The 26,711-nt window shown below is 34.8% G+C and carries 27 protein-coding genes; 23 read left to right on the top strand and 4 right to left on the bottom strand.

The genetic code is table 11. The features are described from left to right. The first annotated feature begins 32 nt into the window (after nt 1-32). From AZF04_RS16780 to AZF04_RS16765, 4 genes are all read left to right on the top strand, one after another. Complete coding sequence (locus AZF04_RS16780) at nt 33-926, top strand: carbohydrate ABC transporter permease (RefSeq protein WP_045484445.1); 894 nt, start codon at nt 33-35, stop codon at nt 924-926. A gap of 3 nt (nt 927-929) precedes the next feature. Next, nucleotides 930-1,772, top strand: a complete 843-nt coding sequence (locus AZF04_RS16775) for a carbohydrate ABC transporter permease (protein ID WP_235600016.1) — start codon at nt 930-932, stop codon at nt 1,770-1,772. A 27-nt stretch (nt 1,773-1,799) separates the two neighbouring features. Beyond that, a complete protein-coding gene (locus tag AZF04_RS16770) occupies nt 1,800-2,444 on the top strand; it encodes a YesL family protein (protein ID WP_061949752.1) in 645 nt (214 codons plus the stop codon). Nucleotides 2,445-2,772: 328 nt separating this feature from the next. After that, complete coding sequence (locus AZF04_RS16765; RefSeq protein ID WP_061949751.1) at nt 2,773-3,495, top strand: GntR family transcriptional regulator; 723 nt, start codon at nt 2,773-2,775, stop codon at nt 3,493-3,495. 399 nt (nt 3,496-3,894) lie between these two features. Here AZF04_RS16765 and AZF04_RS16760 read toward each other — a convergent pair whose 3' ends face one another. From AZF04_RS16760 to nagA, 3 genes are read right to left on the bottom strand one after another with little or no spacing between them, the layout of a single operon-like run. Next, entirely contained in the window at nt 3,895-4,626 is a 732-nt protein-coding gene (locus tag AZF04_RS16760; RefSeq protein ID WP_061949750.1) for a sugar isomerase domain-containing protein, read from the bottom strand. Next, nucleotides 4,604-5,380 carry a glucosamine-6-phosphate deaminase gene (gene nagB / locus AZF04_RS16755; protein ID WP_061949749.1) on the bottom strand — a complete coding sequence of 259 codons (777 nt, stop codon included), beginning with the start codon at nt 5,378-5,380 and terminating at the stop codon, nt 4,604-4,606. The genes AZF04_RS16760 and nagB overlap by 23 nt, the downstream gene beginning before the upstream one ends. Continuing rightward, nucleotides 5,367-6,557, bottom strand: a complete 1,191-nt coding sequence (gene nagA, locus AZF04_RS16750; RefSeq protein WP_061949748.1) for an N-acetylglucosamine-6-phosphate deacetylase — start codon at nt 6,555-6,557, stop codon at nt 5,367-5,369. The genes nagB and nagA overlap by 14 nt, the downstream gene beginning before the upstream one ends. Before the next feature lie 649 nt (nt 6,558-7,206). Here nagA and AZF04_RS16745 point away from each other — a divergent pair. From AZF04_RS16745 to AZF04_RS16690, 11 genes are all read left to right on the top strand, one after another. Continuing rightward, the gene (locus AZF04_RS16745; protein ID WP_061949747.1) at nt 7,207-7,923 is read left to right on the top strand and encodes a tryptophan-rich sensory protein; all 717 of its coding nucleotides are present in this window, start codon (nt 7,207-7,209) and stop codon (nt 7,921-7,923) included. A gap of 144 nt (nt 7,924-8,067) precedes the next feature. Continuing rightward, complete coding sequence (locus AZF04_RS16740; RefSeq protein ID WP_061949746.1) at nt 8,068-8,856, top strand: hypothetical protein; 789 nt, start codon at nt 8,068-8,070, stop codon at nt 8,854-8,856. Between the two features lie 339 nt (nt 8,857-9,195). Continuing rightward, nucleotides 9,196-10,437, top strand: a complete 1,242-nt coding sequence (locus AZF04_RS16735; RefSeq protein ID WP_061949745.1) for an efflux RND transporter periplasmic adaptor subunit — start codon at nt 9,196-9,198, stop codon at nt 10,435-10,437. Next, nucleotides 10,415-11,119, top strand: coding sequence for an ABC transporter ATP-binding protein (locus AZF04_RS16730; RefSeq protein ID WP_061949881.1), 705 nt, complete (start codon nt 10,415-10,417; stop codon nt 11,117-11,119). The genes AZF04_RS16735 and AZF04_RS16730 overlap by 23 nt, the downstream gene beginning before the upstream one ends. Continuing rightward, nucleotides 11,119-12,366: an ABC transporter permease gene (locus AZF04_RS16725; RefSeq protein WP_061949744.1), complete on the top strand. Its 1,248-nt coding sequence runs from the start codon at nt 11,119-11,121 to the stop codon at nt 12,364-12,366. Before AZF04_RS16730 ends, AZF04_RS16725 begins: the two co-directional genes overlap by 1 nt. Before the next feature lie 181 nt (nt 12,367-12,547). Beyond that, nucleotides 12,548-12,937: a GntR family transcriptional regulator gene (locus tag AZF04_RS16720; protein ID WP_082795419.1), complete on the top strand. Its 390-nt coding sequence runs from the start codon at nt 12,548-12,550 to the stop codon at nt 12,935-12,937. Next, nucleotides 12,934-13,830, top strand: coding sequence for an ABC transporter ATP-binding protein (locus AZF04_RS16715; protein ID WP_061949743.1), 897 nt, complete (start codon nt 12,934-12,936; stop codon nt 13,828-13,830). The genes AZF04_RS16720 and AZF04_RS16715 overlap by 4 nt, the downstream gene beginning before the upstream one ends. Continuing rightward, nucleotides 13,817-14,557 carry a hypothetical protein gene (locus AZF04_RS16710; RefSeq protein ID WP_061949742.1) on the top strand — a complete coding sequence of 247 codons (741 nt, stop codon included), beginning with the start codon at nt 13,817-13,819 and terminating at the stop codon, nt 14,555-14,557. The genes AZF04_RS16715 and AZF04_RS16710 overlap by 14 nt, the downstream gene beginning before the upstream one ends. Next, nucleotides 14,557-15,270 carry a hypothetical protein gene (locus AZF04_RS16705; RefSeq protein WP_061949741.1) on the top strand — a complete coding sequence of 238 codons (714 nt, stop codon included), beginning with the start codon at nt 14,557-14,559 and terminating at the stop codon, nt 15,268-15,270. Before AZF04_RS16710 ends, AZF04_RS16705 begins: the two co-directional genes overlap by 1 nt. 678 nt (nt 15,271-15,948) lie before the next feature. Then, nucleotides 15,949-16,485 carry a sigma-70 family RNA polymerase sigma factor gene (locus tag AZF04_RS16695; RefSeq protein ID WP_061949739.1) on the top strand — a complete coding sequence of 179 codons (537 nt, stop codon included), beginning with the start codon at nt 15,949-15,951 and terminating at the stop codon, nt 16,483-16,485. Then, complete coding sequence (locus AZF04_RS16690; RefSeq protein WP_061949738.1) at nt 16,460-17,839, top strand: DUF4179 domain-containing protein; 1,380 nt, start codon at nt 16,460-16,462, stop codon at nt 17,837-17,839. The genes AZF04_RS16695 and AZF04_RS16690 overlap by 26 nt, the downstream gene beginning before the upstream one ends. 100 nt (nt 17,840-17,939) lie before the next feature. On the opposite strand, the gene AZF04_RS16685 is transcribed toward AZF04_RS16690, so the two are convergent. After that, on the bottom strand, nt 17,940-18,584 hold the full coding sequence (locus AZF04_RS16685) for a hypothetical protein (RefSeq protein WP_061949737.1): 645 nt from the start codon (nt 18,582-18,584) through the stop codon (nt 17,940-17,942). A 786-nt stretch (nt 18,585-19,370) separates the two neighbouring features. On the opposite strand from AZF04_RS16685, the gene AZF04_RS16680 reads away from it, so the two are divergent. The 8 genes from AZF04_RS16680 (at nt 19,371) to AZF04_RS16645 (ending at nt 26,664) form a co-directional block, all read left to right on the top strand. Next, nucleotides 19,371-20,156, top strand: coding sequence for a Cof-type HAD-IIB family hydrolase (locus AZF04_RS16680; RefSeq protein ID WP_061949736.1), 786 nt, complete (start codon nt 19,371-19,373; stop codon nt 20,154-20,156). Nucleotides 20,157-20,308: 152 nt separating this feature from the next. Next, nucleotides 20,309-21,022: a YebC/PmpR family DNA-binding transcriptional regulator gene (locus tag AZF04_RS16675; protein WP_061949735.1), complete on the top strand. Its 714-nt coding sequence runs from the start codon at nt 20,309-20,311 to the stop codon at nt 21,020-21,022. Nucleotides 21,023-21,242: 220 nt separating this feature from the next. Continuing rightward, the gene (locus AZF04_RS16670; RefSeq protein ID WP_061949734.1) at nt 21,243-22,505 is read left to right on the top strand and encodes an ABC transporter substrate-binding protein; all 1,263 of its coding nucleotides are present in this window, start codon (nt 21,243-21,245) and stop codon (nt 22,503-22,505) included. Nucleotides 22,506-22,518: 13 nt separating this feature from the next. Next, entirely contained in the window at nt 22,519-23,412 is an 894-nt protein-coding gene (locus AZF04_RS16665) for a carbohydrate ABC transporter permease (protein WP_061949733.1), read from the top strand. Nucleotides 23,413-23,424: 12 nt separating this feature from the next. Continuing rightward, nucleotides 23,425-24,303: a carbohydrate ABC transporter permease gene (locus tag AZF04_RS16660; protein ID WP_061949732.1), complete on the top strand. Its 879-nt coding sequence runs from the start codon at nt 23,425-23,427 to the stop codon at nt 24,301-24,303. Nucleotides 24,304-24,556: 253 nt separating this feature from the next. Then, nucleotides 24,557-25,393, top strand: a complete 837-nt coding sequence (locus tag AZF04_RS16655; protein ID WP_061949731.1) for a GNAT family N-acetyltransferase — start codon at nt 24,557-24,559, stop codon at nt 25,391-25,393. A 12-nt stretch (nt 25,394-25,405) separates the two neighbouring features. Then, nucleotides 25,406-26,014 (top strand): transglutaminase-like domain-containing protein, encoded by a 609-nt coding sequence (locus AZF04_RS16650; RefSeq protein WP_061949730.1) that lies wholly within the window; start codon nt 25,406-25,408, stop codon nt 26,012-26,014. Nucleotides 26,015-26,025: 11 nt separating this feature from the next. Then, nucleotides 26,026-26,664, top strand: a complete 639-nt coding sequence (locus AZF04_RS16645) for a hypothetical protein (protein ID WP_061949729.1) — start codon at nt 26,026-26,028, stop codon at nt 26,662-26,664. The last annotated feature ends 47 nt before the right edge of the window (nt 26,665-26,711 follow it).

The raw sequence follows: 26,711 nt of genomic DNA, 5'->3' as shown, positions 1-26,711 counted from the left end.
GAATATTGCATCTAACAGAAAGGAGCAGAATTATGAATTCTCGGGCATTAAGGGAAAATGTCAAAGGATATTTATTTATATCCCCATTTATTATTGGGTTTTTAGCATTTACGATTATTCCTATTCTCACATCTTTGTACTTATCATTTACTCAATACAATTTATTTTCATCTCCAGTTTGGATTGGTTTTGAAAATTTCAAAAAAATGTTTACCCAAGACCCAAAGTATTGGCAATCACTTAAGGTTACATTTATTTATGTAGTGGGAGGCGTGCCATTAAGGCTTGCGTTTGCTTTAGCCGTAGCAATGGTACTAACCGCTGCTTCTAAGGCAGTGGGAATTTACCGAACGATGTATTATTTACCTTCTCTAATAGGGGGAAGTGTCGCTGTTGCGATTATGTGGCGTAATATTTTTGGCGATGAAGGGATTATCAACTTACTATTAAATTTCTTTGGATTGGATAGTATCCGTTGGTTTGGAGACCCAATGGCAGCCCTATGGATGTTAATCTTTCTTTCTATATGGCAGTTTGGTTCTTCTATGCTGATCTTTTTAGCTGGATTAAAGGGAATTCCGGCAAGTTATTATGAAGCGGCAAGTGTTGATGGAGCTAATTTTATCCATAAATTCTTTAAGATTACTTTGCCTATGCTAAGCCCAGTCATTTTATTCAATATGATTATGCAAACAATTGGGGCATTTATGACCTTTATTCCTGCCTATATTATTTCCAAAGGCACCGGCGGTCCGTTAGATGGAACTCTACTTTACTCTTTATATTTGTTTAAGCAAGGGTTCGAATTTTTTAATATGGGATATGCCTCTGCCATGGCATGGATCATGCTTATCATTATCAGTATACTAACTGCGCTTATTTTTATTACTTCTAGATTCTGGGTTCATTATGAAGGAGGAAAATAAGCTATGAAAAAAATGAAATCTCTTAAATGGTGGTTCTATCATATCTTAGTTGGTGGATTTGCAATTTTGCTGTTATATCCAGTTCTTTGGTTGCTAATGAGTTCCTTTAAACCGAGCTCAGAAATCTTTGTTACTGCTGATTCATTAATCCCTGATCCATTTATTTTAGATAACTATGCATTAGGCTGGGAAGGTATTGCTGGGAATACGTTCGGAGTGTTTATAACCAATACACTCGTATTAGTAATATTCGTACTGATAGGTAATTTAATATCAAGTGCGCTCATTGCATTTGGGTTTGCCCGTCTTAAGTTTAAAGGGAGAGGCTTTTGGTTTGGCGTCATGCTCGTTACATTAATGCTGCCAGGAGAAGTAGTTATGATTCCACAATATATTATTTTCTCTCAGTTAGGTTGGCTAAACTCCATTGCTCCGATAGCTGTACCAGCGTATTTTGGACATCCATTCTTCATCTTTTTACTCGTCCAATTTATTCGAACGATACCTCGTGAGTTAGACGAAGCGGCCATTATTGATGGGTGTAGTACCTTTAAAGTTTTTTATCGAATTATTTTACCACTTATTACACCTGCGCTGGCTACAACCGCAATCTTCTCATTCTATTGGACTTGGGATAATCTTTTAGGGCCTGTTCTTTATTTGAATAGTCCGGATAAGTATACGGTATCGATGGCTTTAAATATGTTTTTAAGTAACGAAACAGTTTCCAACTGGGGAGCAATGTTCGCTATGTCTATTGTTACTTTAATTCCTGTGTTTGTTATTTTCTTTATCTTCCAACGTTATATTGTGGATGGTATAAGCACGAGCGGCTTAAAAGGATAAGCATTTCTAAAAAAGGGAGGGTTAGCTTTGGAAACAACTGGTATTATGAGCGCTGTATATCAAGCAACCTTATGGATTATGAGGCTAGCACTTTTAAATCTATATTGGATTTTATTTTCAGTAGCAGGATTATTCCTTTTTGGTGTTTTTCCGGCAACCGCCGCTATGCTTGCTATTATCCGTAAATGGCTATATCGAGAAACAGACATTCCTATCTTTAAAACGTTTGCAGGGTATTTTAGAAAGGAAATAATTAAAAGTAATATTGTAGGATATATGACATTAGCAATTGGTGCTGTTTTATATATTGATTATCGATTTTTTATGATGAGTGAGAATGCTGTTTTACAAGGTTTAGGAATGATTTTATTTGTTGCCTTTCTATTCTTTATTCTTACTTCATTATATATTTTTCCAATCTTTGTTCACCTAGATGTAAAAGGATTTCATGTTATAAAAAAAGCATTTATGATGATGATTATTAATCCAATTCCTACGCTAATGATGATATTTGGCTTGCTAGGCTATTACTTCATTATGAGTCGTTTACAAGGATTGTTACCCTTATACGGGGCAAGCTTGTTTGGGTTTATTAATATGATCAGTTGCTATTTTGCATTTAGGAAGGTTCAAGAAAAACAAACTCACTATCAAGAACGCCATACGGCTTAAAGTTACCCAAGAGAATGAAGTAAATAAAGTGATTGAAAGACGAGCTTTCCCTGAACAAAGAGGAATACTCGTCTTTTTTTACTAATAGAAGCAAATGAGTTGATGAGTGTTTTCCGAAGGGCTTGTTTTCCTTGATGAGGCAGTTAAATAAAGTATAGAACAGCCCAAAGCAATGGAGCATTTACTATGATTCTTACTTTCAAAGTTTCTTCTAAATGATTTAGTCATTACTCGTATGGGTAAGCTGTTAAAAGGATTGACTAGATCTGTTAACATGTTAGTATAATGGTATATACCAGTTGTTGTTATTTTGAAAGGAGATTCATAAATGATTGATAAATCTTCTCCAATGCCCATTTATTATCAGATAGAAGAAGAAATTAAGCTGCAAATTACAACAGGGATTTTAAAGCCTGGCGATATATTAAAATCGGAGCGTGAGTATGCTGAATATTATCAGGTCAGTCGGATGACCATTAGGCAAGCGATTAATAATCTAGTTTCTCAAGGGTTAATCTATAAGAGAAAAGGTAGCGGTACTTATGTTCAAGAAAAGAAAATAGAGCAAGGGTTAAATGGCTTAACTAGTTTTACGGAGGATATGAAATCAAGGGGACTTGAGCCAAGTAATCGGTTGATTCATTTTAAATTGATACCGGCAACCAGTGCAATTGCCAGTAAACTTAAAATTGATGTTCATACACCTGTTTATGAAATAAAAAGAATTCGACTCGGTGACAATACTCCAATTGCTATCGAAACCAATATTATACCTGCTAATACAGTAAAAGGTTTAACCGAAGACATCATAGCAAAATCACTTTATGATTATATTGAGAATACACTACATTTAAAAATTGGAAAGGCGATGCAAATCATTGAATCATCGATAGCTACCAAAGCAGAAGCAGAATTATTAGGAATAGCTAAGCAAAGTCCGATATTACTTATTGAACGAGAAACTCATTTAGCCGATGGCACTCCTTTAGAGATAGTCAAATCAAGCTATCGCGCTGATCGTTATAAATTTATGATAAGTATGAATCGCTAAAGTTAGGTGAAAGGCTTATCCTCAAGAGGTTTACATTAGTATGGACTCTTGCTTTTTTTCTAAAAGAGTCCGGGACAATACCCCATGAATGATTCCGCCATATTAGGTCCCCGCCTGTTCGCTTCCACAAGACACTTCGCGTCCGTGGGTGGCGCCGAACTAACTTTCTTAAAAGTGGATTTCGGCATGGCCACTTCCTCCCACTAGAGTCTCCGTGTCTTGTGTCCGCTAGCACACCTTTCATCTACTCTTTCAAAAAAACCCTCCATTTTCACAGTAAGGAGGGTTTATGGTTCGTTCTTGGTGTTTATATCCATTACACATCATTTCCATTTTCGCAATAGGGTTTTCTTTAAAAGTAACTTCTTTCCCAGCCCCTTAGAAATAACTAGAGAAGTTTTATAATATCGGAATTCGTGATTGGTACTCTTTAATGAGCTTCGCATTATGAGCCTCAGAGCCATCAACATTTCCACTTTTAAAAACAGGAGGCTGTATACCGTTATTTATCAAAATTTGAATAGCTTCTACCATTAAGCCATTCATGATCGTCATTCCTGCAATAGATGAACCTGAACCGACTTGAATATTTTCTTCATCAAAAGAAATGAGAGCATCTCCTACTTCAATATGGTTATTAATGACGGAATCTACGACATCGGATAAGTGCAAACCGGAAGAATGTTTCGATGATTGACTATTACTATAGTATAGAGATGTGATTCCTATCACAATTGCTCCTTTTTCTTTTCCGTAAAGAGCGACATCGATTGGAACAGGATTGCGACCAGATGTAGAAGCGACAATCAAAATATCTCCTTTCTCAATTGATAATGTTTGAAGAAAGGTTTCGGCGAAACCCTGCTTCTTTTCGTACTGAGAAGATTGAGAAGCACCCTTATGAAGCATTAAGTCTTCAATAAAAATCGGATTAATGGGTGCTAATCCGCCAGAGCGATAAAAAACCTCTTCTGCTAGCATGTGAGAATGACCACAACCGAAAACATGCACAAGCTTCTTGTTTTTTAAAGCATTGGCTATTTTTTTCGCATTGAGTAATAGGTTTTCACTTTCTTCCTTTTCGATTTTCATTAGTAATTGTTGAATTTTAGTCAAGTATGGTTGTAACAAACTCAGTCTCTCCTTTTGTTTCTTCTGTTTTAGAGCATCTTAGTGCGTCTTGATCGGCAATAATCGTTACGTTTTTGTGAGTCTGTAGAATGGATGCTGGGAAGCTCTCCATCACAGCGGAATGAAGTAACTGATGTAGGGCATGAGCCTTTTTTTCACCTGAAACAAGTAGGATTAGTTGCTTGGCATTCATTATTGTAGAAATCCCCATTGTAATAGCTTTTGTAGGAACGTCTTCTAATGAATTAAAATATCTTGAATTCGCTTCTCGTGTCATTTCGGCTAATTGAACAACTTGTGTTTTTGTATCAAAGGCTGTTCCAGGCTCGTTAAATCCAATGTGACCATTTTCGCCTATTCCAAGAATTTGAATATCTATTCCGCCCTTGTTATTGATCGTCTGTTCATAGTTTCTGCATTCTTCTTCAAGACTGGGATTAGTGCCGCTAGGTATGTGAATATTTTCCTTTTTTATATTTACATAATTAAAAAATACTTCATTCATATAGCTGTAGTAGCTATTTGGGTGGTCAGGACTCAACCCGATATATTCATCAAGGTTAAAGCTTGTCATCTCACTATAGTCCGTTTTGTGCTCTTGGTAATCATGAATTAATTCCTTATACAATCCCTTTGGTGTGCCTCCTGTTGCTAAGCCCAGTACCGTTTTCGGATTATCATGGATGGTCTTAATGATGATTTCAGCAGCGGCTTTACTCATTTCCTCATAATTAGCTACTTCAATAATTTTCATGGAAATCACTCCTTGCATCATGTACTATTTTCCCTTTGCAAATCGTCATAATCACTTGATAGTTTTCATTTAGAATCGTGATATCTGCGTCTTTACCAGCTGAAATGCTGCCTACTTTATGAAAAATACCAAGTTGTTTTGCTGGATTTTGGCTTGCCATCATAGAAGCTTCTTCAATAGAACAACCAGAGAATTGTATCATGTTGTGAACAGCCTCATTCATTTTTAAGACACTGCCTGCTAATGCACCATTCTCTAATACAGCTTTTCCTTGATAATAATGGACTAATTGTCCACCTAGTTCATATTGTCCTTCTTCTAGCCATTTAGCACGAATAGAATCTGTGATTAAAACGATCCGATCGGCTTTTTTTGCTAAATAAGTGGCTTTCAAAATATTAGGGTGGACATGTATACCATCCGCAATTAATTCAACAAATAGCTTTGATTCAGACAAAGCAGTTCCTGCAACGCCAGGCTCTCGATGATGAAAGCCACGCATTCCGTTATAAAGGTGGGTAATATGTGTTGCTCCAACTTTTATCGCAGACAATACCTCTTCATTGCTTGCATCAGAATGGCCAATAGAGGCGACTATATTTTTATTAGCAATATAGGAGGTTAATTCTAGTCCTCCATCCATTTCAGGAGCCAATGTGACGAGCTTAATGGTTTGATTAGATTTCTTTACCCAATTTACGAACGTTTGTAACGATGGTACCTTAATATGATTAATTGGCTGAGCACCAGCTCTTTTACTATTTATAAAAGGCCCTTCTAAATGAATACCTATAAGAGATGCGTTAGTTTGTTCTTTATAGATATAATTGGCTGCATTTTCAAGAGCCTCACTAATTTTTTCCGAATCATGGGTAATAGTGGTTGCTAAAAAGGAAGTAGTGCCCTCTTTCACAAGATAAGAGGAGATAGTACTTAACGAATTTGGAGTAGCATCCATCATATCGGCTCCCCCAGCACCATGAATATGAACATCAATAAAACCAGGAAGAACCGTATAGCTTTCAGGTAAATTAATTTCTAATGTATGAGGTGAAGCATCTGTTTGATTAGAATGAACCGATGAAATAATATCATTCTCAATGTAAAGTGATCCTTTTTTAAACGTATTATTTTCTGCAACTATAGTAGCGCCGTTAATAGCAATAGAATTTGTCATTTTCTACTCCTTTCGAATACTTCTAGGAAAAGTATAACAACAAAATGTATATATGTATAGACCAATTATTCAAGTGATGATTAAAGGTGTTTAAAGTGAAGGGTTAGAATATTAATTGATTAATAGCTTAAATGTTCTATTTACAAGATAAATCCTAAGTAAGATTATAAAACCCATCAAATTTATAAAAATAATAAAAGGATTATATGGTATAGATGTATATACCTATTTTACTGGAACAATGATAAATGAAAAAGATTTTTTCTGTAAATAATAAAACTAAGGTCGAGTGAATTTCATAATGGCTCTATAAATGAATAAAACCGAAAAATTATTATAAAAATTTATTGAAAGTTTGTTAATTCACACGTTGATTGTATTGAAGATCCACTCTGACGACGCTCTTTGTAGTCAGAGTTAGCTGAGTACAAGCCCTTGGGAAAGCATCTACCTAAAGTGAAAATCAAAAACCTAATCTTTCGGTTTTTTTCATTATAAGATATGAGTTATGAAATTGATGCGATCCAAATAAAATAAAGTTTTTATTTTATTCTTTAAAGGGAATGAATGTTGTACCAGGAATTTGAATAAGCCTTAATGAAGACTTGTTTTAAAACGAATAAAATCATTTTAAAGGAGAGTGAACATCATGAAAAAACTTAGCTTTCTTTTTTTACTATTTTTTATTTTAATGGTTGCTGTGAATTATGGAACCTCAGGACAGGTTTCTACGGTAGCAAATGCAGGTGCTTCAGTTATACAACCTGCTGGTTATACATTTAGTATTTGGGGAGCTATTTATTTGCTTGTTTTTGCTTGGATTATAAGAGGTTTTTTTATACAATCCAGTCTTTATGAGCAATTGAAGATACTTGTACCTTTGAATTTTATTTTAAATGCATTATGGGTGATTACTTTTTCAAGAGAATATGTTATTTTATCGGTCATCATTATTTTTGGATTACTAGTGACCCTTATTTTAATCTTCAGAATCATTCATGCTTCTCCTGATGCCAAAGGATTTGATTATGTTCCATTCAGTTTATATTTTGGCTGGGTGACGGTCGCTAGCATCGTAAATATTTTCACGGCTTTTTTACAATATGACCAAACCGAATTCCTTGGTTTAAGTGAAATGACATGGGCTGTAATTGTTATTATTGTTGCTACACTTTTAACGATTTTTATAACTTGGAGCTTTAAAGATGTCGTCTATGGTTTAGCGGTCATTTGGGCTTTCATTGGAATAATTGTTCAAACAGATAGTTCATTATTAACCATCGTTTTAACTGTGGCTATTGCTTTAATTGCCATTGTTTGGTTAATCGTAGTGTGGCAGAAGCTGAGAAATCATCATAGTCTATGAAGGTTTACGATTTATAATCTAAAGCTCTCCCCATTATCTTTGACAATTTCAAATATTTATATGAAATCTTCTGTGCTATGATATTAAAGTGTATATACAATCATATACAGAATATAGAAAGAATGTTAAAGAAGGGGAAAAGATATGAACAAATCTTTAGGTCAGCTTATGTTAAAGCCAGCCTCATTCAAAGAATGGATTATTTGTTTAATAGGTTGGCTTATTGTAATAGGTATAGTTGTTTCTTCAGTATATTTTGAGAAGGTGTATCGTGCAGCTGTTTTATTATTTTTAAGTGGATTTTCGTATTTTGTTATTCAAAAACTAAATTTCTTAATCCGAGAGCAAAAACAGGATAAGCCATTAAAAAATGAAGAAGAAAAAGTCGGCTATACAAATATAGATAAAAAAGAAGAGGCTGTTTCAAACACTAAAATTTTTACGCCTGCAGAAGATGTAAAACAAGCAGATTTAGATTCGGCTACTTTAATCTTTAATTCTAAGGTCAAGGAAAAAGAGGAAGAGCTTGAAAAGATTGACTTGGATCGAACCCAGCTGCTAGAGGATTTATTTTCAAAAGCAGATTTAGATGAATTAGAGAAAGAAACGTATCGAAAGAAAATTAAAGAAAAAGATGCAGAACAAAAAACCATTTTGGATGAAATGGTGAATGCGAAGACTAAAATTCAGCAAGCCTTTTTAGATACAAAAAACATCTTTGTCAAAGAAGATCCGATGAAACCTCTGATTGCGGCTATCAATACGGAAGTAATGGAGGACTATTCGATTCAAGCAATGAATGAACAGTTAAATAGGATTAAAGGAAGCCTTGATATCGACGTTATCACCTTCTTAGAATCTGAAAACTACGTGGATGATCAGTTTAAGCTAACTAGAACCGGTTATAAAGCACTATTAAAATATATTAAATAAAAGATGGCTATTTTAGATATTGTGATTAATGGTTGTCGCTCATTATTAGCTAAAGCATTGTGATTAGTCGGGATACTGACTGTCACAATGCTTTTTTTATTGAAGTCCATTTCATCCACTCTGACGAAGCTCTGCGTAGTCGGAGTTAGCTGAAGACAAGCCCTTGGGAAAGCATCTACCTAAAGTGAAAATCAAAAACCTAATCTCTCGATTTTCATTAATACATAAAAAAAGTAAAAATTATCTAATTTGTTGAAACTTTTTCCTCATTTATATCGTCTTTATTTAAGTAAACATTTAAATAAAGAGAGTAAAAAACTAAAGGTGAGGGGTAAAAGAATGACAAAGAAAAAGGTAGGTCTAATTATTACACTGTCTGTTGCAGGATTTTTAGCTTTGGTTGGGGCAGGTGTCGCTCTATATTTAGCTTTAGGACAAGATGGTGCAAGTCAAGGGGTAGATGGGTGGGTAGATGAGCCTTATGCCATGTCGGTTGCTGATATGACAATGGGTTTTGATATTTTTTCTCCATATGCTTATTCAGGGAAAATAGAGCCAGAATCGTCTGAACGTATTTTCTATGAGGCTGATAAAGGTACCATTAAAGAGGTTTTTGTACAAGAAGGGGACAAGGTCGAAGAAGGAACACCATTATTTGAGTATGAGCCTTTGGATGATCATGAGCTCGAATTAGATCAATTAAAAATGCAATTAGAAATGTCTTATATGCAAATAAATCGTACACAAAAGCAAAAAGAGAAATTAGAAAAACAAATTAAAGAAGCAGAATCAAAAGAAGAAAAAGAGGTCTATGAGGAAGAGCTAGAACAAATAAACTATGATTTACGTGTTAGTAATCTTGAAGCCGGTCAAACGCAAAAACAAATTGATGCTCTATCAACTGATGATGAAGATTATGTCGTTGTTAGCAAAAATGCTGGAATCATTCAGAAAATTGATCAAGATATCATCGATGGTATCCAAAATGAGCAAATGTCACAAGGACCAATGATTCAAATTGTTTCAACTGACTTTTTAATCATTAAAAGTCAAGTAAATGAATTTCTATTAGATACGTTAGAAGCAGGATCACAAGTTAGAATTATGAAGAAAAATGGTGACGGAGAAGAGTGGTATGGAGAAATCACCGAGGTTGGATCACTTCCTGTAGGCTTTGAAGAAGATAATGGAATGATGACCGATATGTATTTTGATGGTGGCAGCAATCCACAATCCTCTAACTATCCATTTACAGTTAAAATAGATGAGCATGAAGGCTTAGAAATTGGTTTTCATGTGAATATTGAGCTTTTTTCAGAAGATGAAGTCACGGACTCTGAGTATGTTCAAATTTTTGATTGGTTCGTTGGGTATGATGAAGAAGAGCCATATGTTTGGAAGGTTGATGAAGAAAATAAAGTCTTTAAACAAGTAGTTGTGTTAGGAGAAACAAATATAGAAACAGGGCTTGCAGAGGTATTGGAAGGGGTCTCCTTTGAGGATTATCTTGTTGAGCCTTCCTATGAACTAGAGGAAGGAAGCGAGGTTCTAATGCATGATGATTTCTTTGAAGAATATTAATAAATCTTACAAAATTGCTAAAGAAGAAATGCCTATTTTAAAAAATATTGATTTAACGATTAAAGAAGGCGAGTTCTTGGCCATTATGGGTCCATCAGGATCAGGGAAATCGACCCTAATGAATATTTTAGGTTGTTTGGATAAGCCTAGCTCAGGTGAGTATTTATTAGATGGTATGAACATGATAGCAGGTAAAGAGGGAAAGCTTGCATCGATCCGTAATAAAGAAATTGGTTTTGTCTTTCAAACCTTTCATTTACTTCCGAGGTTAACGGCCTTGCAAAATGTTGAGCTTCCCCTCGTATATGCAGGGATAAAAAAGAAAATGCGAAGAGAAAAAGCTGCTGATGTGTTAGCGAAGGTAGGGCTATCTGAAAGATTATCCTTTCTACCAACAAAATTATCGGGTGGTCAAAAGCAGCGTGTGGCGATTGCTCGTGCTCTTGTCAATAATCCAAGGTTCATTTTAGCTGATGAACCGACGGGTGCATTAGATTCAAAAACAGGAGAACAAATATTGACGTTATTTTCTGAGTTAAACCAAGAGGGTGTCACGATTATCATGATTACGCACGACAAGGAAGTAGCCGAAAAGGCTGATCGAATTGTCTATATTAGAGACGGAGAATTAAATAGCTCGAAAAATGAGCAGAATGATCTGGAAGAAGGGGTGCATGTTTAATGTTCGAAAATATTAAACTCTCATTTCAATCCATCTTTGCTCATAAAATGAGGTCACTTTTAACGATGCTAGGTGTAATCATTGGGATAGCGGCAGTCATTGCAATCGTCTCTATTATTGAAGGGCAACGAGAGGTTTTAACACGAGAGATGATTGGTCTTGGTAATAATACGATTAATGTTGTTTATGAAGACTCAAGAAATATGGGAGATGAATGGTATTATGGAGGAGATATGTCCTATATGCCTACTCCCCCAATAAAAGAAGAAACACTAGAAATGATTCAGGGAGATCCACTCGTCAATGTGATTTCTACTTACCATCAATCCTGGGGTGGCGAAGCTTATTATTTAACTAATTCGGCTTGGTTTCAAATGTTTGGAATTGATGAAACCTATTTAGAACTATTTCCTGTCGAGGTCATTGAAGGTCGTTCGCTCAGTGAAGAGGAGTATCAAGGTAGATATCAATATATAATGCTCAATGAGGAAGCTAGGGATGAACTGTTTCCTGATGGTTTTGTCTTAGGAAGCACGATTGATTTAGCAGGGCTACCATTTCGTGTAATTGGTATATTTTCAGATAATACTAATGAAGAAATGGACGATGATTTCTTTGGTGGTTATTATTATGCTGAACCTAAAGCTTACGTTCCTAAAGGTATTTGGCCTTTAGTTGAAGGCTTTGATGCACCGACACAGATATCAGTACAAGCAATTAATTCAGACTCTATTCAAGGTGCTGGTGTTATGGCAGCAAATTTATTAAATGCAGACCTTCATCCCGTTGATATGCAAAATGCGATGTATATGGTGAAGGATTTACAGCAAATCGAAGAGCAGATGAGATCGATGACACAGTCTTTTGCACTGCTTTTAGGTGGTATTGCAAGTATTTCATTACTTGTTGGTGGAATTGGGGTCATGAATATCATGCTCGTTTCTGTGACCGAGAGAACTAGGGAGATTGGAATTAAAAAAGCATTAGGAGCAAAAAGGCATGTTATATTATTTCAATTCTTAACAGAGGCGATCGTTTTAACAAGCTTAGGTGGTGTAATCGGAATTGCATCGGGCATAGGGATTGCAAAATTAATTTCACACTTTACGACCATGCCATTTTTAATATCTGTTCCTGCTATTTTGGGAGGCTTATTATTCTCGATGTTTGTAGGTGTCGTATTTGGAATTTTACCTTCTTTAAAGGCATCGAAGCTACAGCCTGTCGACGCACTACGTTATGAATAATCAATAATCCTTTAATCATTATCTATCTATATAAGGGAAGTCTGGCGATTTGTCTCTAAAAGAGCACTCGTCAGGCTTTTTTTATTTTATTTTTAAAAATATAGTTGCAAAATGCTGGAAATAAGTATATAGTACATTACAACAGTAATGCACTATATTTGAGAGGTGGGAGGTGTTTATAGTGTTAAATCATTCAGATGATGCAAAACCAATTTACGTTCAAATAGCAGAATGGTTAGAGACGGAAATTATACATGAACATTTCCAAATGGATGAGAAGGTCTTTTCTCAATATCAATTGGCCGAAATGTTTACGATTAATCCGGCAACGGCTGCTAAAGGATTAAATATATTGGTAGACAAAGGAATTTTATATAAGAAACGGGGGCTGGGCATGTTTGTTACTAAAAATGCAAAGCAAGTTATTTTAGTCGAGAGAAAAGAACAAAATTTTAAAAAGCTTGTTTATGAGCTCGTACTTGAGGCTTATCGACTCTCGATAGAGGAAGAAGAGATCATTAAGCTCGTGCAGGAAATGAATCAAGAGGTGAAAGGAGGAGAAAAGAAATGAGCAGCAGCATTCAAGTAGAAAAAGTTTCTAAAATCTATCGTAAAAAAATAGCACTTGACCAATTATCTTTGAATATCGGAGAAAATAAGCTAACAGGAATTGTGGGTCGAAACGGTGTAGGAAAAACGACATTACTAAAATTAATTACTGGTTTTATTAAACCGACCAGCGGCCAAATCAAAGTGCTTGGACTACCTCCCTTTAATCAATTAGAAGTTTCAGAGAAAACGGTTTATGTTGATGATCATATGTACTTTTCTCCATCCTTAACACTACAAGAGATACTCGGACACGGAGAGAGCTTTTACCCAAACTGGAATATGGAATTAGCGCAAAAGTTACTAAATTATTTTTCAATCAACTTGAAGCAGAGTCACACTCAATTATCGAAAGGTACGAAAAGCACCTTTAATGTCATTTTTGGTTTAGCAACAGCTGCCGAAATAACGGTATTAGATGAACCTACTACTGGAATGGACCTTTCTGTTCGGCAGGATTTTTATCGAGCTTTAATAAAAGATTATATACAAACTCCTCGTACCATTTTGCTATCAAGCCATCATTTGGATGAAATTGAAAACTTAATCGAGGATGTTGTACTAATTGATAAAGGCAACGTAAAGCTACATGTCCCTATTGAAGAATTGAAGCAATATGCGATAGCGATTACAGGGGAAGCAAAAGGTGTGCGTGAATGGGCGGATCACATGAATGTGTTATCGGAGAAAAAGCTGACAGACGCTTCGATTACATTGATTGTTCAAAATAGCGATGCTAATAAAATCGAAAAAGCGAAGAAGCTAGGTTTCAAAGTGTCGGCAGTATCAGCAAGTGATACTTGTGTCTACTTAACCGATGAGAAAAAAGGAGGGATAGAGGATGTCTTCAAATAATGGAAATTTTCTCAGTATTGTATATAAGCAATGGAAATTTAAAATAAGCGCAAATAACAGTTTTTTCTCATCTTTACTTTGGATACAAATAATAGGGATTTTGTTATCTTCAGTAATGAACACGTCTATGTTTAGTTCTAGCTTGGTAAGTGTAGAAGTGATTAATGCCAATATAGTTATCGTATTCACGTTTATTTGGGGATTTATTATAGGAAATACGTTAACTTCTAAAGCTAATCGGTATGAAGATTTTACCTATGTTTCAAATAAATTAAGCCAGCTACTTTCTAATATATGTTTTCTATTAACAGCTTCGGTAATAGGAGGGGTGACTGCTTTTTTATCAGGGTATGTAATTAGAATTGTAAAAATGATTTTGTTGAGTGATATGCAATTGGCATATGTTAGCGCGGATTCATTAATCATTACGTTTGCTGGTATAATCGCAACAATTAGCTATGTCTGGTTATTCAGTGCTTTTGGTTATTTTGTAGGAATACTCGTGCATTGGCATAAATTATTTATAATCATCATTCCAAGCTTTTTTATCGCCATTCTCATTTTATCTCAAACTCCTAATCAATTAAATGGATTTTTAGCTTTTATGGGAGATTGGTTTTTTATGCAGCAATCATTTTTGTTATTTGTAGTGGCAATCTTAGTCTCTATTACTTTTTTCTTTAGTATTTCTCTACTTGTATCGAATAGATTGGAGGTTCGAGATTAATGAATGTTATGATTAGCTTATTATTTTTTGCTTTGATAATAGGGGTTATTTTCGTGATTTGTTTGTTCATTCAAAGGAGAGCATTCCGTTCTCCATCAAAAAATGGGATTTATATCATATTGGCAGTGTATGTAGGGATTTTATTATTATCGCCAGCAGTATTTTCGTTTACGAAGGAAGAACGAGTGATGGCTTGGGAAAAATTCGATCAAGCCAGCTATCATCAAGAAGGGGAAAAGCTAGATTCCTATAGAGATTTGATACTAGAAGGTCAGTTTGATCAAATTAATTCAGAAGATATTGACCACCAATGGAGCTATTCCTTTGAAGGAGATACATTATCCATCGTGAGAACGGGTGATTATTATTATTATGAAGAGCTTTTTATAGAAAAAAAGCGAGAAAATGATGGAGTAGTAGAAGTTTCTCTAATAAAGGGCCCTTCATTAGTTTTTGATTATGAAATTAGCGAATTTTCTCCTACCTCTCAGTTTGAGCTCGAAAGCAATCGTCTAATTTGGGCAACGCCCGAGGAAGAATGGTACGTTCAGCTTTTCGAACCAGAGTTTCCGATTCAACAATTTCAAAATCATTCGTTAAGAGAGCCTTATAGTGGAGTAATTTACCATGACATTCTTCACATCGCTGTTCCTGAGAACGTAGAGATACAAATTAACGAAGAAGAGTTATATCATCAATTAATTAATTTTTAAAAGTCTAGCAGTTCGTAGACAAAACTCCTGAGAGAAAATGAATTCTCAAAGGAGTTTTTTATTGTGTTGACGTTATGCTAATTGAGAAAACTGGTTAATGGTGTTTCTTTATTTAGTTAGTTAATGACAGAATTATTGCCTAAAAATGAATGGAAGGACTGTTTTTTTTCCAATAGAACTGCTCCTTTTACCTCTTTTTCTGAATCAGAGCTATTTTCAGTCGGATAGGGTTCTCTCTTTCGTTCTTTTTTTGTATCAGAGCTATTTCTAGTCCAATAGAGCTTTCTCTTTTCCCGCATTTTCTAAATTAGAGACTTCTTCGATCCAATAGAGCCTTCTCTTTCGCCTCTTTTCCCTTATCTAGCCTTGTACCTTCCAATAGAATTACTTCTTTTCTTTGTTTATTCCACACAATCGGAAAGAAGGGCAACACAATCTCACCGTTTCATTTTTACTTGACTTTCATAATAAGCAATAAAAATGTCTTTTTTTGTTGGTTTTTTAGTATATGATGAAATGAGCGAAAAAGCTTAGTTTACATGGCTTTTTTTAAAAGTACATAACGGTACGATTTCAGATTCAATAAAGTTGAAATTGAAAAAAATATAAGTTTGAAAAAATAAATGGAACGAATGAAAGTAGTAAAAGGTCTAATGTATGAAAAGGAGGGGAGAAGATGTGAAGATATTTCAGAGAATGAAAAAAAGCCAGCGTCCTAGCTTTGAGGAATTACTTAAAGATGAGCAAGAAAAGCTCTATCGAGTTGCCTATTCCTTTGTAAAAAATGAACAGGATGCACTAGATATCGTACAGGATGCTGTTATTAAAGGTTATCGTAATTTTGAAAAGTTAGACGAGATCCATTATTTTTCGACATGGCTGACAAGAATCTTAATTAATACGGCAATAGATGCTGTTAGAAAAAAACGAGAAGTCGTCTTCTTAGACCCGGAAAGAACAGAGAGTAATAGAAACGATGAGAGTGATATTATCAATAAATTATTAATTGATAAGGAATTTGACCGTTTAAAAGCGGAGCAAAAATCACTTATTATTCTTAGATTCTACTATGGATATTCTATAAAAGAAATTTCAGAGATTTTAAATAAACCAGAGGGTACCATTAAATCGCGTCTTTCTCGGACATTAGAACAAATGAAGCAGCACTTAGAAAAAGGAGGGGTTTTATATGGAGAAGTTCGAACGAAATATTAAAGAATCAATAGATGAAATTCAAATCCCCAAAGAAAAGCTACAAATGTCTATCGATCAGGCAATTGACATAGCGAAAAATCAAAAGCCTAAAAGAAAACAAAAGCTCATCATGAGCATGGCTTCAATATTAATGATTGGTATAGTCGGTGTTATTCTTTTGACTCTTTCTGATCAGGAGAGCACCCAACAGGGAGAAGGCGAACATGTTGTAAGTTTAGAACAAATTGGTGAATATTATCATCGTGCAGAACAAGAGGGCAATATTAAAAGTGTTGATTTAGTAGCAGAAGCTGATGGAATTAAAGTAGCGATACACGAAATTCTTTATGACCAAAATCAGCTTGCTTTTGCTTTTGAGATAACGAGTGACTCGGTTCCTTTATTATCTGAAACTCAGAATATTTATTATAATATGAAGGTTTATATTGATGGAAATGAAGTTCCAATTCATAAAACCGGTCCACTATATGAAAATAGTGATCAGCACATAATTGATTATGTCTTCATTGAATATGATTCTTTAAACTTTAACTTTTTAGATTTGAGCCAGGAGCTATTCGCTGACACCGTTAATTGGGAGGTTACTATTGAAAGCTTATACGGAATCGAAGGGAATTGGACACTCTCAGAAGAACTAACCAAGCAAAACACTTCAGATTTAATTTATGAAGAAATTGATTTTGCGAACACGATTTCAGAAAATACAGCGATTTCGTTGCAATATTACAGAGAGCATGAAGAAACAGCGATATTTGAAGGATGGATGAGAACACCAAAAGAAAAGAATCAGGACCACGCTCAGGTTGCATATAGCTATGTTCAGGATGAAGCTGGAATGTGGATAACTCAGGGACATAAATTATACTCGACACAGTATGCAGTGGAGTACAATGTATTTTTTGATGAACATAAAGAATTAATCGAAAATAGAACCATTCATTATGATTATGATGAGACCTATATTGGATTTGCCGTACCAAAAGAGAATGATTCTTTTAAAGTGGTACCGTTTCTACTGGACTATCACTTTGAGAATAGAGAAGGCTATCTTCTTCAAGAAAACAGCTCTTATGAAATGGGGAATTACTCTTTCGACATTAAAGGAATCCAATATTTAGCAAATGAAACGATTGTGACCGTGCAACCACAGTTTGAACTAGAATTTTTCCCGTATGATGCGTTGTATGTGTTCAACGAAGTTTCGAAAGCCTATTATGCACCAGAAGGCTTTAAAGTGAAGGATGATCAAGTTCAACTAATTTTCCCAGCGATGAAAGAGTCTGTTACAAATCTCCTTTATCCAGATCGAATTTTAGAAGTCCATGAAGATTTAATTTTGGATGTAAATTATTAAAAAATGAGAAAGTGCTTTACTTGTAGTTTTACAAAAAAGGGGTAAGTCATCAATAGATAAAGGTGAATTTGAGTATACTCAAATTCACCTTTATTCGTTATTAATAATTATAAGGATCATTTTTACCAGGATCCTTACCAGTTTTAATCCAAGGGATTAACCTATCGCGGTAGTATTTAAATGGATGCCTGTAACGCTCATAAGCTCTTTTTTCTCTGCGGATTAATTGAGAGATAGCTAGTATTAAAATGACGACAACAAGAATCAGTCCTCCTGATACACTAATATAAACATCAGTGAATAAGGATTGTATTAATAAAGGGAAAATGAAAATCGTAGCGAGACTTGTTGTCAAAGTAACGAATAGTTTTTGCACCCAGTAGTGAAGCTTTAAAAATCCAAAGCCAAATATACTGATTATATTAATGAGGAAATAAAAAATTCCAAAAGACACAACGAGTTTAAAAACTGCTTCATCAGCCATAAAAGCGTTAAATCTCTCACCATTCACTAAAAAAGGCGGATTTTCTAAAAAGAAAGAAAAAGTGCTAATCGTAATAAAGGCAAGTGAGCTGTATACAACTATCGAAAGTAATATAAAAAAAAGAAAAGCTATCGCAATTAACACATATTTGATGACTTTACCAATCGACCTTAAGAAAGGGTATTTTTTTGCTAGTGTGCTTAAAACAGCAATAAAAAGAACAAAAAGGAAAAAAAGCCCGAAATTAATGATAACCTCCAAGAATTATCATCTCCTTTGCTGAAGAGTTTATGTAAAAATAATCGGTCTTCAAAATAGCTATGTCCATTCTATCGAAAAGTGAGAGTAAATACTAGAATTTACTTCGGGTTGCTTTTTTTTTTACAGATGAGTGCTCTATAAACAAATTAAAACCGAATGTTTCTTACTAAATATGTCTTGAATGTTTGTTCATTAACTTCATGATTAAAACGGAAGGTAGTGACTCCCAAAGGATGAGCGCAGTCTGAAGATCCACTCTGGCGAAGCTCTGCGTAGTCAGAGTTAGCTGAGGACAAGCCCTTGGGAAAGCATCTACCTAAAGTGAAAATTAAAAACCAAATCGTTCCGTTTTCATTAAAAGACAGAGATGATGAAATGGGTTTAAGTGATTCAAACAGACCATTCATTATAAATATGTCTTGAATGTTTGTTCATTAACTTCATAATTGAAACGGTAGGTAGTGACTCCAAAAGGATGAGCGCCGTTTGAAGATCCACTCTGACGACGCTCTGCATAGTCAGAGTTAGCTGAAGATAAGCCCTTTGGAAAGCATCTACCTAAAGTGAAAATCAAAAACCAAATCATTTGGTTTTCATTATAAGATATGAATGATGAAATGGATTCAAATATGAAGTTAAAAATTATACAAGGTTTTTCCAAATTTTTAGAAGTAGATAGAGAGAGTTTTATCATTTATGATATAGATTGTTGATTAATAACTCTATGTTACGTCATAATAAAGATAGAGATATAGGAGAGAATTTTAGGAATGAGGGAGCATACGAATGAAAAAAGATAAAAGTGTGATATTTTTTGATATCGATGGAACTTTATTAACGGAAGAAAAGAAGTTACCCAATTCTACTAAAGAGTCTATTTTTAAATTAAAAGAATTAGGTCATGAAGTGGCTATCGCTACTGGGCGCGCACCATTTATGTTTAAAGAGCTTAGGGAAGAGCTAGGTATCGATACATACGTCAGTTATAATGGGCAATATGTTGTACTAAAGGGTGAGGTTATATATAGAAATCCTCTAAATTCAGAAGGGCTAGAGAAGTTAACGGAATACGCATTGGAGAATGAACATCCGGTTGTATTCATGAATCATGAAGAAATGAAAGCGAATGTTGGAGAAGACCACCATTATATAAAAGAGAGCATTAATAGTTTAAAAATTTATCAATTTCCTTCTCATGATCCTGAATTTTATAAAGGCCGTGAAATTTACCAATCATTATTATTTAATAAGGCTCCAGAAGAGCTAAAATATGAAGAGAAATTTAAAGATTTTGATTTTGTACGTTGGCATTCTATGTCAGCAGATATTGTTCCAAAGGGCGGTTCAAAGGCAATAGGTATCGAAAAAGTTGTCGAGCGTTTAGGCTTCTCAAAAGAACAGCAATATGCCTTTGGCGATGGACTCAATGACATTGAAATGCTAAAGCAAATCGAAAATAGTGTAGCAATGGGGAATGGTGAGGAAGAAGCGAAACAGGCTGCTCGTTATGTAACAAAAGCTGTAGAAGAAGATGGAATTTTACATGGCTTAAAGATGGTCGGTTTGCTATAATCTTTATGGAATTCAATCTTTGCATACTCCTATTGAAATGAGAGACTAAGTTACCTAAGAAAGCCTTTTGGAAAGCATCGATAATTCTGTTTTGATGAAGAGAATGATGAGCGGTTTAAAGTAAATTACAGTCAGGAAAGAGAGTGTTCTTTATGGGACGTAAATGGAATAATATAAAAGAAAAAAAAGCGTCTAAAGATGCGAATACGAGTCGAATTTATGCTAAATTTGGTCGAGAAATATATGTAGCAGCTAAACAAGGAGAACCAGACCCAGAATCTAATAGAGCCTTAAAGGTTGTGTTGGAAAGAGCTAAAACATACAGTGTGCCTAAACATATTATTGACCGAGCTATTGAAAAAGCAAAAGGCGGAGAAGACGAGAATTTTGATGAGCTACGTTATGAAGGTTTTGGTCCAAACGGATCGATGATTATTGTTGATGCGTTAACGAATAACGTGAACCGAACGGCAGCTGAAGTAAGATCTGCTTTTACAAAAAACAGTGGAAATATGGGTGTAAGTGGATCGGTTGCTTATATGTTTGATGCGACAGCGGTTATTGGTATAGAAGGAAAATCGGCCGATGAAGTATTAGAAATCCTTTTAGATGCTGATGTTGAAGCGCGCGATATTCTTGAGGAAGAAGAAGTAGTGATTATTTACGCTGAGCCTGAAATGTTTCATGCGGTACAAGAAGCACTCAAAAATAAAGGAATAACCGAATTTACTGTTGCTGAGCTAACGATGCTTCCACAAACTGAAGTTGAATTAGATTCAGAATCTTTACAGTCGTTTTTAAAGTTAATAGATGTTCTTGAAGATTTAGAGGACGTTAAACAGGTTTATCACAACGTTAGTGAATAGAAGAACAACATTATTAAGCTAGAAATCAATCATTGATTTCTAGCTTTTTTTATTTCTCGATGAATGTTAAACATAATTTCATTTAAAATGCTACATATTTTTAGATTTTTAACAATTGTCAACAATATTCTGATTATTTATTGACAGCTTTTTTGTAGAGTGCAAGAATGAACACGTGTACATGGAGTTCAGTAGGTTTATCTTAAAAGGAGGTTATCTAATGAAAAGAAAGCGCTTACTTTTAGGGGTCATATTGTTACTTTTAGTATGTAGTGCGTGTGCATCATCAGGAAGTGAAGAGGTAGAGGAAATTACAATATGGAGCTTTACGGATGAAGCAGAATATGCTGTAGAGCATTTTTTAGAAGAAAACCCAGATGTAAAGGTGAACTTTCGTTATATTCCTAATTCTCAATATCAGACAAAATTAAGATCCGCTTTATCGACAGGAATAGAAGCACCAGATGTGTTTGCTTTAGAGCATGCTTATAAGAGGAAATTTATGGATCATCCATCTGCAGCTAATCTTTCAGAAGCTCCTTTTAATGCAGATGAATTAATTGAACAGCAATATGAATTTGTTCAGGAAGTCCAAAAAGATGTTAATGGGAATGTTCGCACCATTGGTTATCAAGGGACCCCTGGAGGAATCTATTATCGACGTGATTTAGCAAAAGAGTATTTAGGAACTGATGATCCAGAAGAAATCAGTGCCATGATATCGAATTGGGATGATATTTTTGAAATTGGAGAAAGAGTGTTTGCGGAAAGTGACGGACAAGTTCATGCATTACCAAATTGGAATGCGATATCAGCAGTTCAAAGAGGTAATGTAGAAAGACCTTGGGTCGAAAATGAAACCCTTATTATAGATGAAGAACGTTTAAAAATTTTAGATTGGGCGAGAGAGGCTAGGGAAAAGAATGTATTAGCTATGTTAGATGATTGGAGCCCAGGATTAAGTGCATCCATGCAATCAGGATCCGTTCTTTTTTATGCTGGCCCAACATGGTACTTACAGCATGTGATAAAAAATGATGCACCAGATACGAGTGGATTATGGGGACTAGCTCAAGGTCCTAGTGCATTTAGTGGAGGGGGAACCTATTTTTCTGTTTACTCTGAAAGCGAGAATAAGGAGCTTGCATGGGAATTTGTAAAATTTTACGGTTATAATCATGATTTCCTTGAAAAGCTTTCTGTTGAGCAAAGCTATTTTACAAGTAATCAACTAGTAAATGAAGAGCTTGCAGATGAAATGACAGATGAATTTTTAGATGGACAGAAGTACTTTGAATTTTTTAATGAAGAAGCGACAAAGGTGACGCCCGTCGTACAAACTAGATACGATGGTGATATTGACGACTTGTTTAATCAAAATATGAATTCTTTTATTCGTGGAAATATATCAAGTAAAGAAGAGTTTATTTCAAAATTTAAGCAGGATGTTCAAAACTACTTTCCTGAACTAAATGTACAGTGAAAAGGAGGCCTTTATGTTTGCCAATAAGATAAAAAAAGATAATTATGGATATTTATTTATTGCTCCATTTTTCTTGATCTTTTTTCTGTTTGGATTTTATCCGATTATTTATTCCTTTTACCTAAGTTTAACGAACTGGGATGGCTTATATGATCCTCAATATATTGGGTTAGGTAATTATTTACGAGCTTTTAGTGATCCCGTTCTTTACCAATCTCTATTTAACACATTTTTTATTTGGATTATTGCGGTCGTTCCACAATTAACCATTAGCTTAATTTTAGCGGTTATATTAACAGATAAATATTTAAAGGGTAAAGGCTTTTTTCGAGCGGTATATTTCTTTCCACATATCGTAACGGCAGCATCTCTCGGTCTACTCGTAAGTTTGATGTTTGATTGGCAGACTGGTAGTGTGAATCAAATGCTAATGACTCTTCAAATCATTGACGCCCCAATTGATTGGAAAAATGATGCTTTCTTTATGAGAGTTCTTGTATCGGCTATTTTATTTTTTCAGTATTTTGGCTACTCTATGCTGATTTATATTGCGGGTTTGCAAGGGATATCTCCGGATTTTGGAGAAGCTGCTCAAATTGACGGAGCTAATAAGAGGCAAATCTTTTTCAAAATAACCATCCCACTTTTACGTCCCATCATATTATTTCAAGTCATTACATCTTTGATAGGTGGAGTGCAAATATTTGATCAACCATTCATGTTAACAGAAGGTACAGGTGCACCTGATAACTCGACTCTGACAAGTATTATGTATTTATATCGCACATCTTTTGAGCAAGGTAATTTTGGATATGGAGCAACGATTGCCTTTTGTTTGTTTTTTGTCATTGGTACTTTATCTATTTTTTCTTTTGTTATTTCGAATAGACGTACGAAAGAATCTTAAGGAGGTATCAACATGTCTAACTCAGTTATAGAAAAAGAAAATAAAAAATTAAATAGGTTATTCTCATCTGAAAAGAAGAGTGGTTATTCTATTGGTTTATATGTGATTCTCTTTATTTTAGCAGTACTTTGTATTTTTCCCTTTTATTTAATGATCATGTACTCTACCCATGCGAATGCTGACATTGTATCTACTTTCGTTATTGCACCAGGTACTCAGCTTTTGGACAATATCCAACGACTTTTACAAAATTCCAATGTTTTACAGGGGTTTATGAATAGCTTCATTATTGCTGGGGGATCGACAGCTTTAACTTTGTATTTTGGGTCCTTAACAGCTTATGGATTTTCAAAGTTTAATTTTAAATTTAATAAACCACTTTTCTATTTTATGCTAGCTACGATGATGGTTCCTGCTCAATTAGCTTTAATAGGGAGTTATCGTTGGTTAGGGATGCTCCATTTATTAGATTCGCATGCTGCGATTATTTTGCCAGCAGCTGCTAATACCTTTGCTGTTTTCTTTATTAAACAGTTTATCGATGGAAGTGTACCAGATGACATACTTGAAGCAGCTAGAATTGACGGAGCAGGTGAGTGGCATATCTTTAACCGCATTATATTTCCCATGCTAACACCAGCACTGGCCGCTATCGGAATTTTCACCTTTATTGGTTCTTGGAATAACTTTATAAGTCCGTTAGTATTGCTATTTTCAGAGGAGAAATATCCTTTACCTGTCGTTGTCGCTATGCTACAAGGATATTATAATACTGATTATGGGCTCCTTTATCTAGGTGTAGCCATATCTGTAGTACCGATTATCATTGTATTTTCGATTTTTTCTAAACGTATAATGGGCAGTGTAGCGATTGGTGCCGTAAAGAGTTAGTAGCTTAAGAGGCTAATAATCAAACAGTAAAAAAGCGTCCGAATCTCTCGGGCTCTTTTTGAGTTTTAGTGAGTCGACTTACGTTCGCAAGCAATCTTAGTTTCAATGAATCCAGTACATTCTTGCCGTACTATTGAAAACCCAATAGAGGAGTATTAAGCTATCTTTTTCTTCAATATGAATTTTCATATAATAAAATAGAATCAGAGGGTGATATAATATATATAAGTAGGATAGAACGGGAGGTTGAACTATGCTTTCTAAAAAGGAAATAAGTGAAATTCAGGAATTACAACAAGTATGTGAACAAAAAGAATCTATTCATCTCAAATTAAATTGGGATATGCTTACGGCTGAAAATAGGATGGAGGACGAGAACTTCTTTTTTTATGAGAACGACCAGTTAGTAGGGTTTCTCGCCACTTACTCCTTTGGAAATAAGGTCGAAATATGTGGAATGGTACATCCAGCCTATAGAAATAAGGGCATTTTTACTAACCTATTAAAGGATGTAAAATCAAAGATACAATCAAATAAAACGGTTTATTTAAATGCACCGGCGCATTCGATATCGGCACAAAATTGGTTATCTAACAAAAATTTATCGTTAGCTTTTTCGGAAAGACAAATGAGATATCATCCAATTATTTCTTCTAGCTCTCACCCAAATGCCAGTGTGACGTTAAGAGAGGCTTCCATTGAAGACAAACAGCATATTATAGATTTAGATATTAAATGTTTTGATTTTAATGAGGAAGAGGCTTCTTCATTTTATTCTCAGCTAGAATCAGAAAAAGATTCTATTATGTATGTAATTGAAAGTGAAGGTGTGAAAATAGGTAAGGTACGTCTTACTTATAATTCAATTGACCAACAATGGTGGATTTATGGTTTTGCTATTTTACCGGCACATCAGGGAAAGGGTTATGGAAAATTATGTTTAGAGCAAATCATACATAATTACTCACAGAAAGGTCCACTCTTTTTAGAGGTTGATGGTCTTAATCCGAAAGCAGAAGCACTTTATAAAAAAGTTGGGTTTGAATCGTTTAACGTACAAAATTATTATAAGCTCTATTATAAGCTCTAATGGAGGGATTGAATGCTATTTTATCCTGAATCTAGTGAATTAAAATTTTATTTACAGCAAGATGAATGGGTCGATTATCGGTCAGAAAATATTCAAAAGCTATCTAAACAGTTATTTTCAAGTATAGAATCAGAAGAAGCTAAGGTAGAAAAAGCATTTAATTTCGTTCGAGATGAGATTGACCATTCCTGGGATATACAAGGGAAAATAGTTACGTGTAAAGCTTCAGATGTATTGGATGCAAAAGAAGGCATCTGTTACGCAAAGTCTAATTTATTGGCAGCTGTTCTCAGAAGTCAAGATATTCCAGTTGGTTTTTGCTATCAAAAACTAGTGCTCTTCGATACACCAGAAAGCGGCTACTGCATCCATGCTTTAAATGCTGTATTCTTATCCGACATAAAGAAATGGATTCGTTTAGATGCTCGAGGAAATAAAGAAGGCATTGATGCACAATTTTCAATCAATGAAGAAAAACTTGCCTTTCCAGTGCAATCATTAAAAGGTGAGATCGATTACCCGGTCATTTATTTTAAACCTAATCAAAAAACAATGGCTGTGCTACATTCTCATACGAATGTTCGTGACATGTATTTGAATCATTTGCCTCAAGAGCTATAAAAGGGTAGCAGATGATTTTTACATCCGATCAATTACAAAAAATGATAAAAGGTCAGCGTGTTGGAGAAAGCTATCCGTACAATCAGGATGATGAAGGGTTAATAGAAAACTTTATAAAGCGAATCTATTACCAGTTGAAAAAATCTCGCGTGTTTCATTGCGAAGCAGATTTTGAACACTTCGGAAGTGGTTATGCTTCTTTTGTGTGTTTGTTTTTAACCTTAAAAAACGGTACGAATGTAATGGCCAAAAGAGAGTATGCTGCTAAACAAAACACGATTTTTGAAACAGACTTAGAAGGTATATGTGTTTATATTAGTCGTCTCGCTCCGGTCGCTGTTTTTAATAGAGGGGAATATGGATTTAGAAAAGTTGTGAATCAATCGGGAAAGGTGTTAAGCGAGCAGCAAACCTATAACACCTGGCTATTACGAAATGAGCTCAATGAACTTCCTGATAAAAGCTGGCAGTGGGAATGGCAACAATTAAAGAAGCAGATAGAAGAATACGGTATTCTTTTTTTAGAAGAAGATTACTTAAAGAATTCTTTAAGCTTTCAAACAGAGATACCCACCATTTTAGTTGATAAACACGATCATGATTTAGGTCACTATCAAAACTTTGATGCGATATTTTATTGGGAGGACTAATCAATTTAACCTATAGTACTCTTTGAAATATCGTTTTCGTATTCTAA

The organism is Alkalihalobacillus trypoxylicola, from assembly GCF_001590785.1.
In the GTDB taxonomy this organism is placed as follows: Bacteria; Bacillota; Bacilli; order Bacillales; family Bacillaceae_D; genus Alkalihalobacillus; species Alkalihalobacillus trypoxylicola.
Note: the sequence above shows the minus strand (reverse complement) of the source record. Positions and strands in the feature narration are given on the sequence as shown.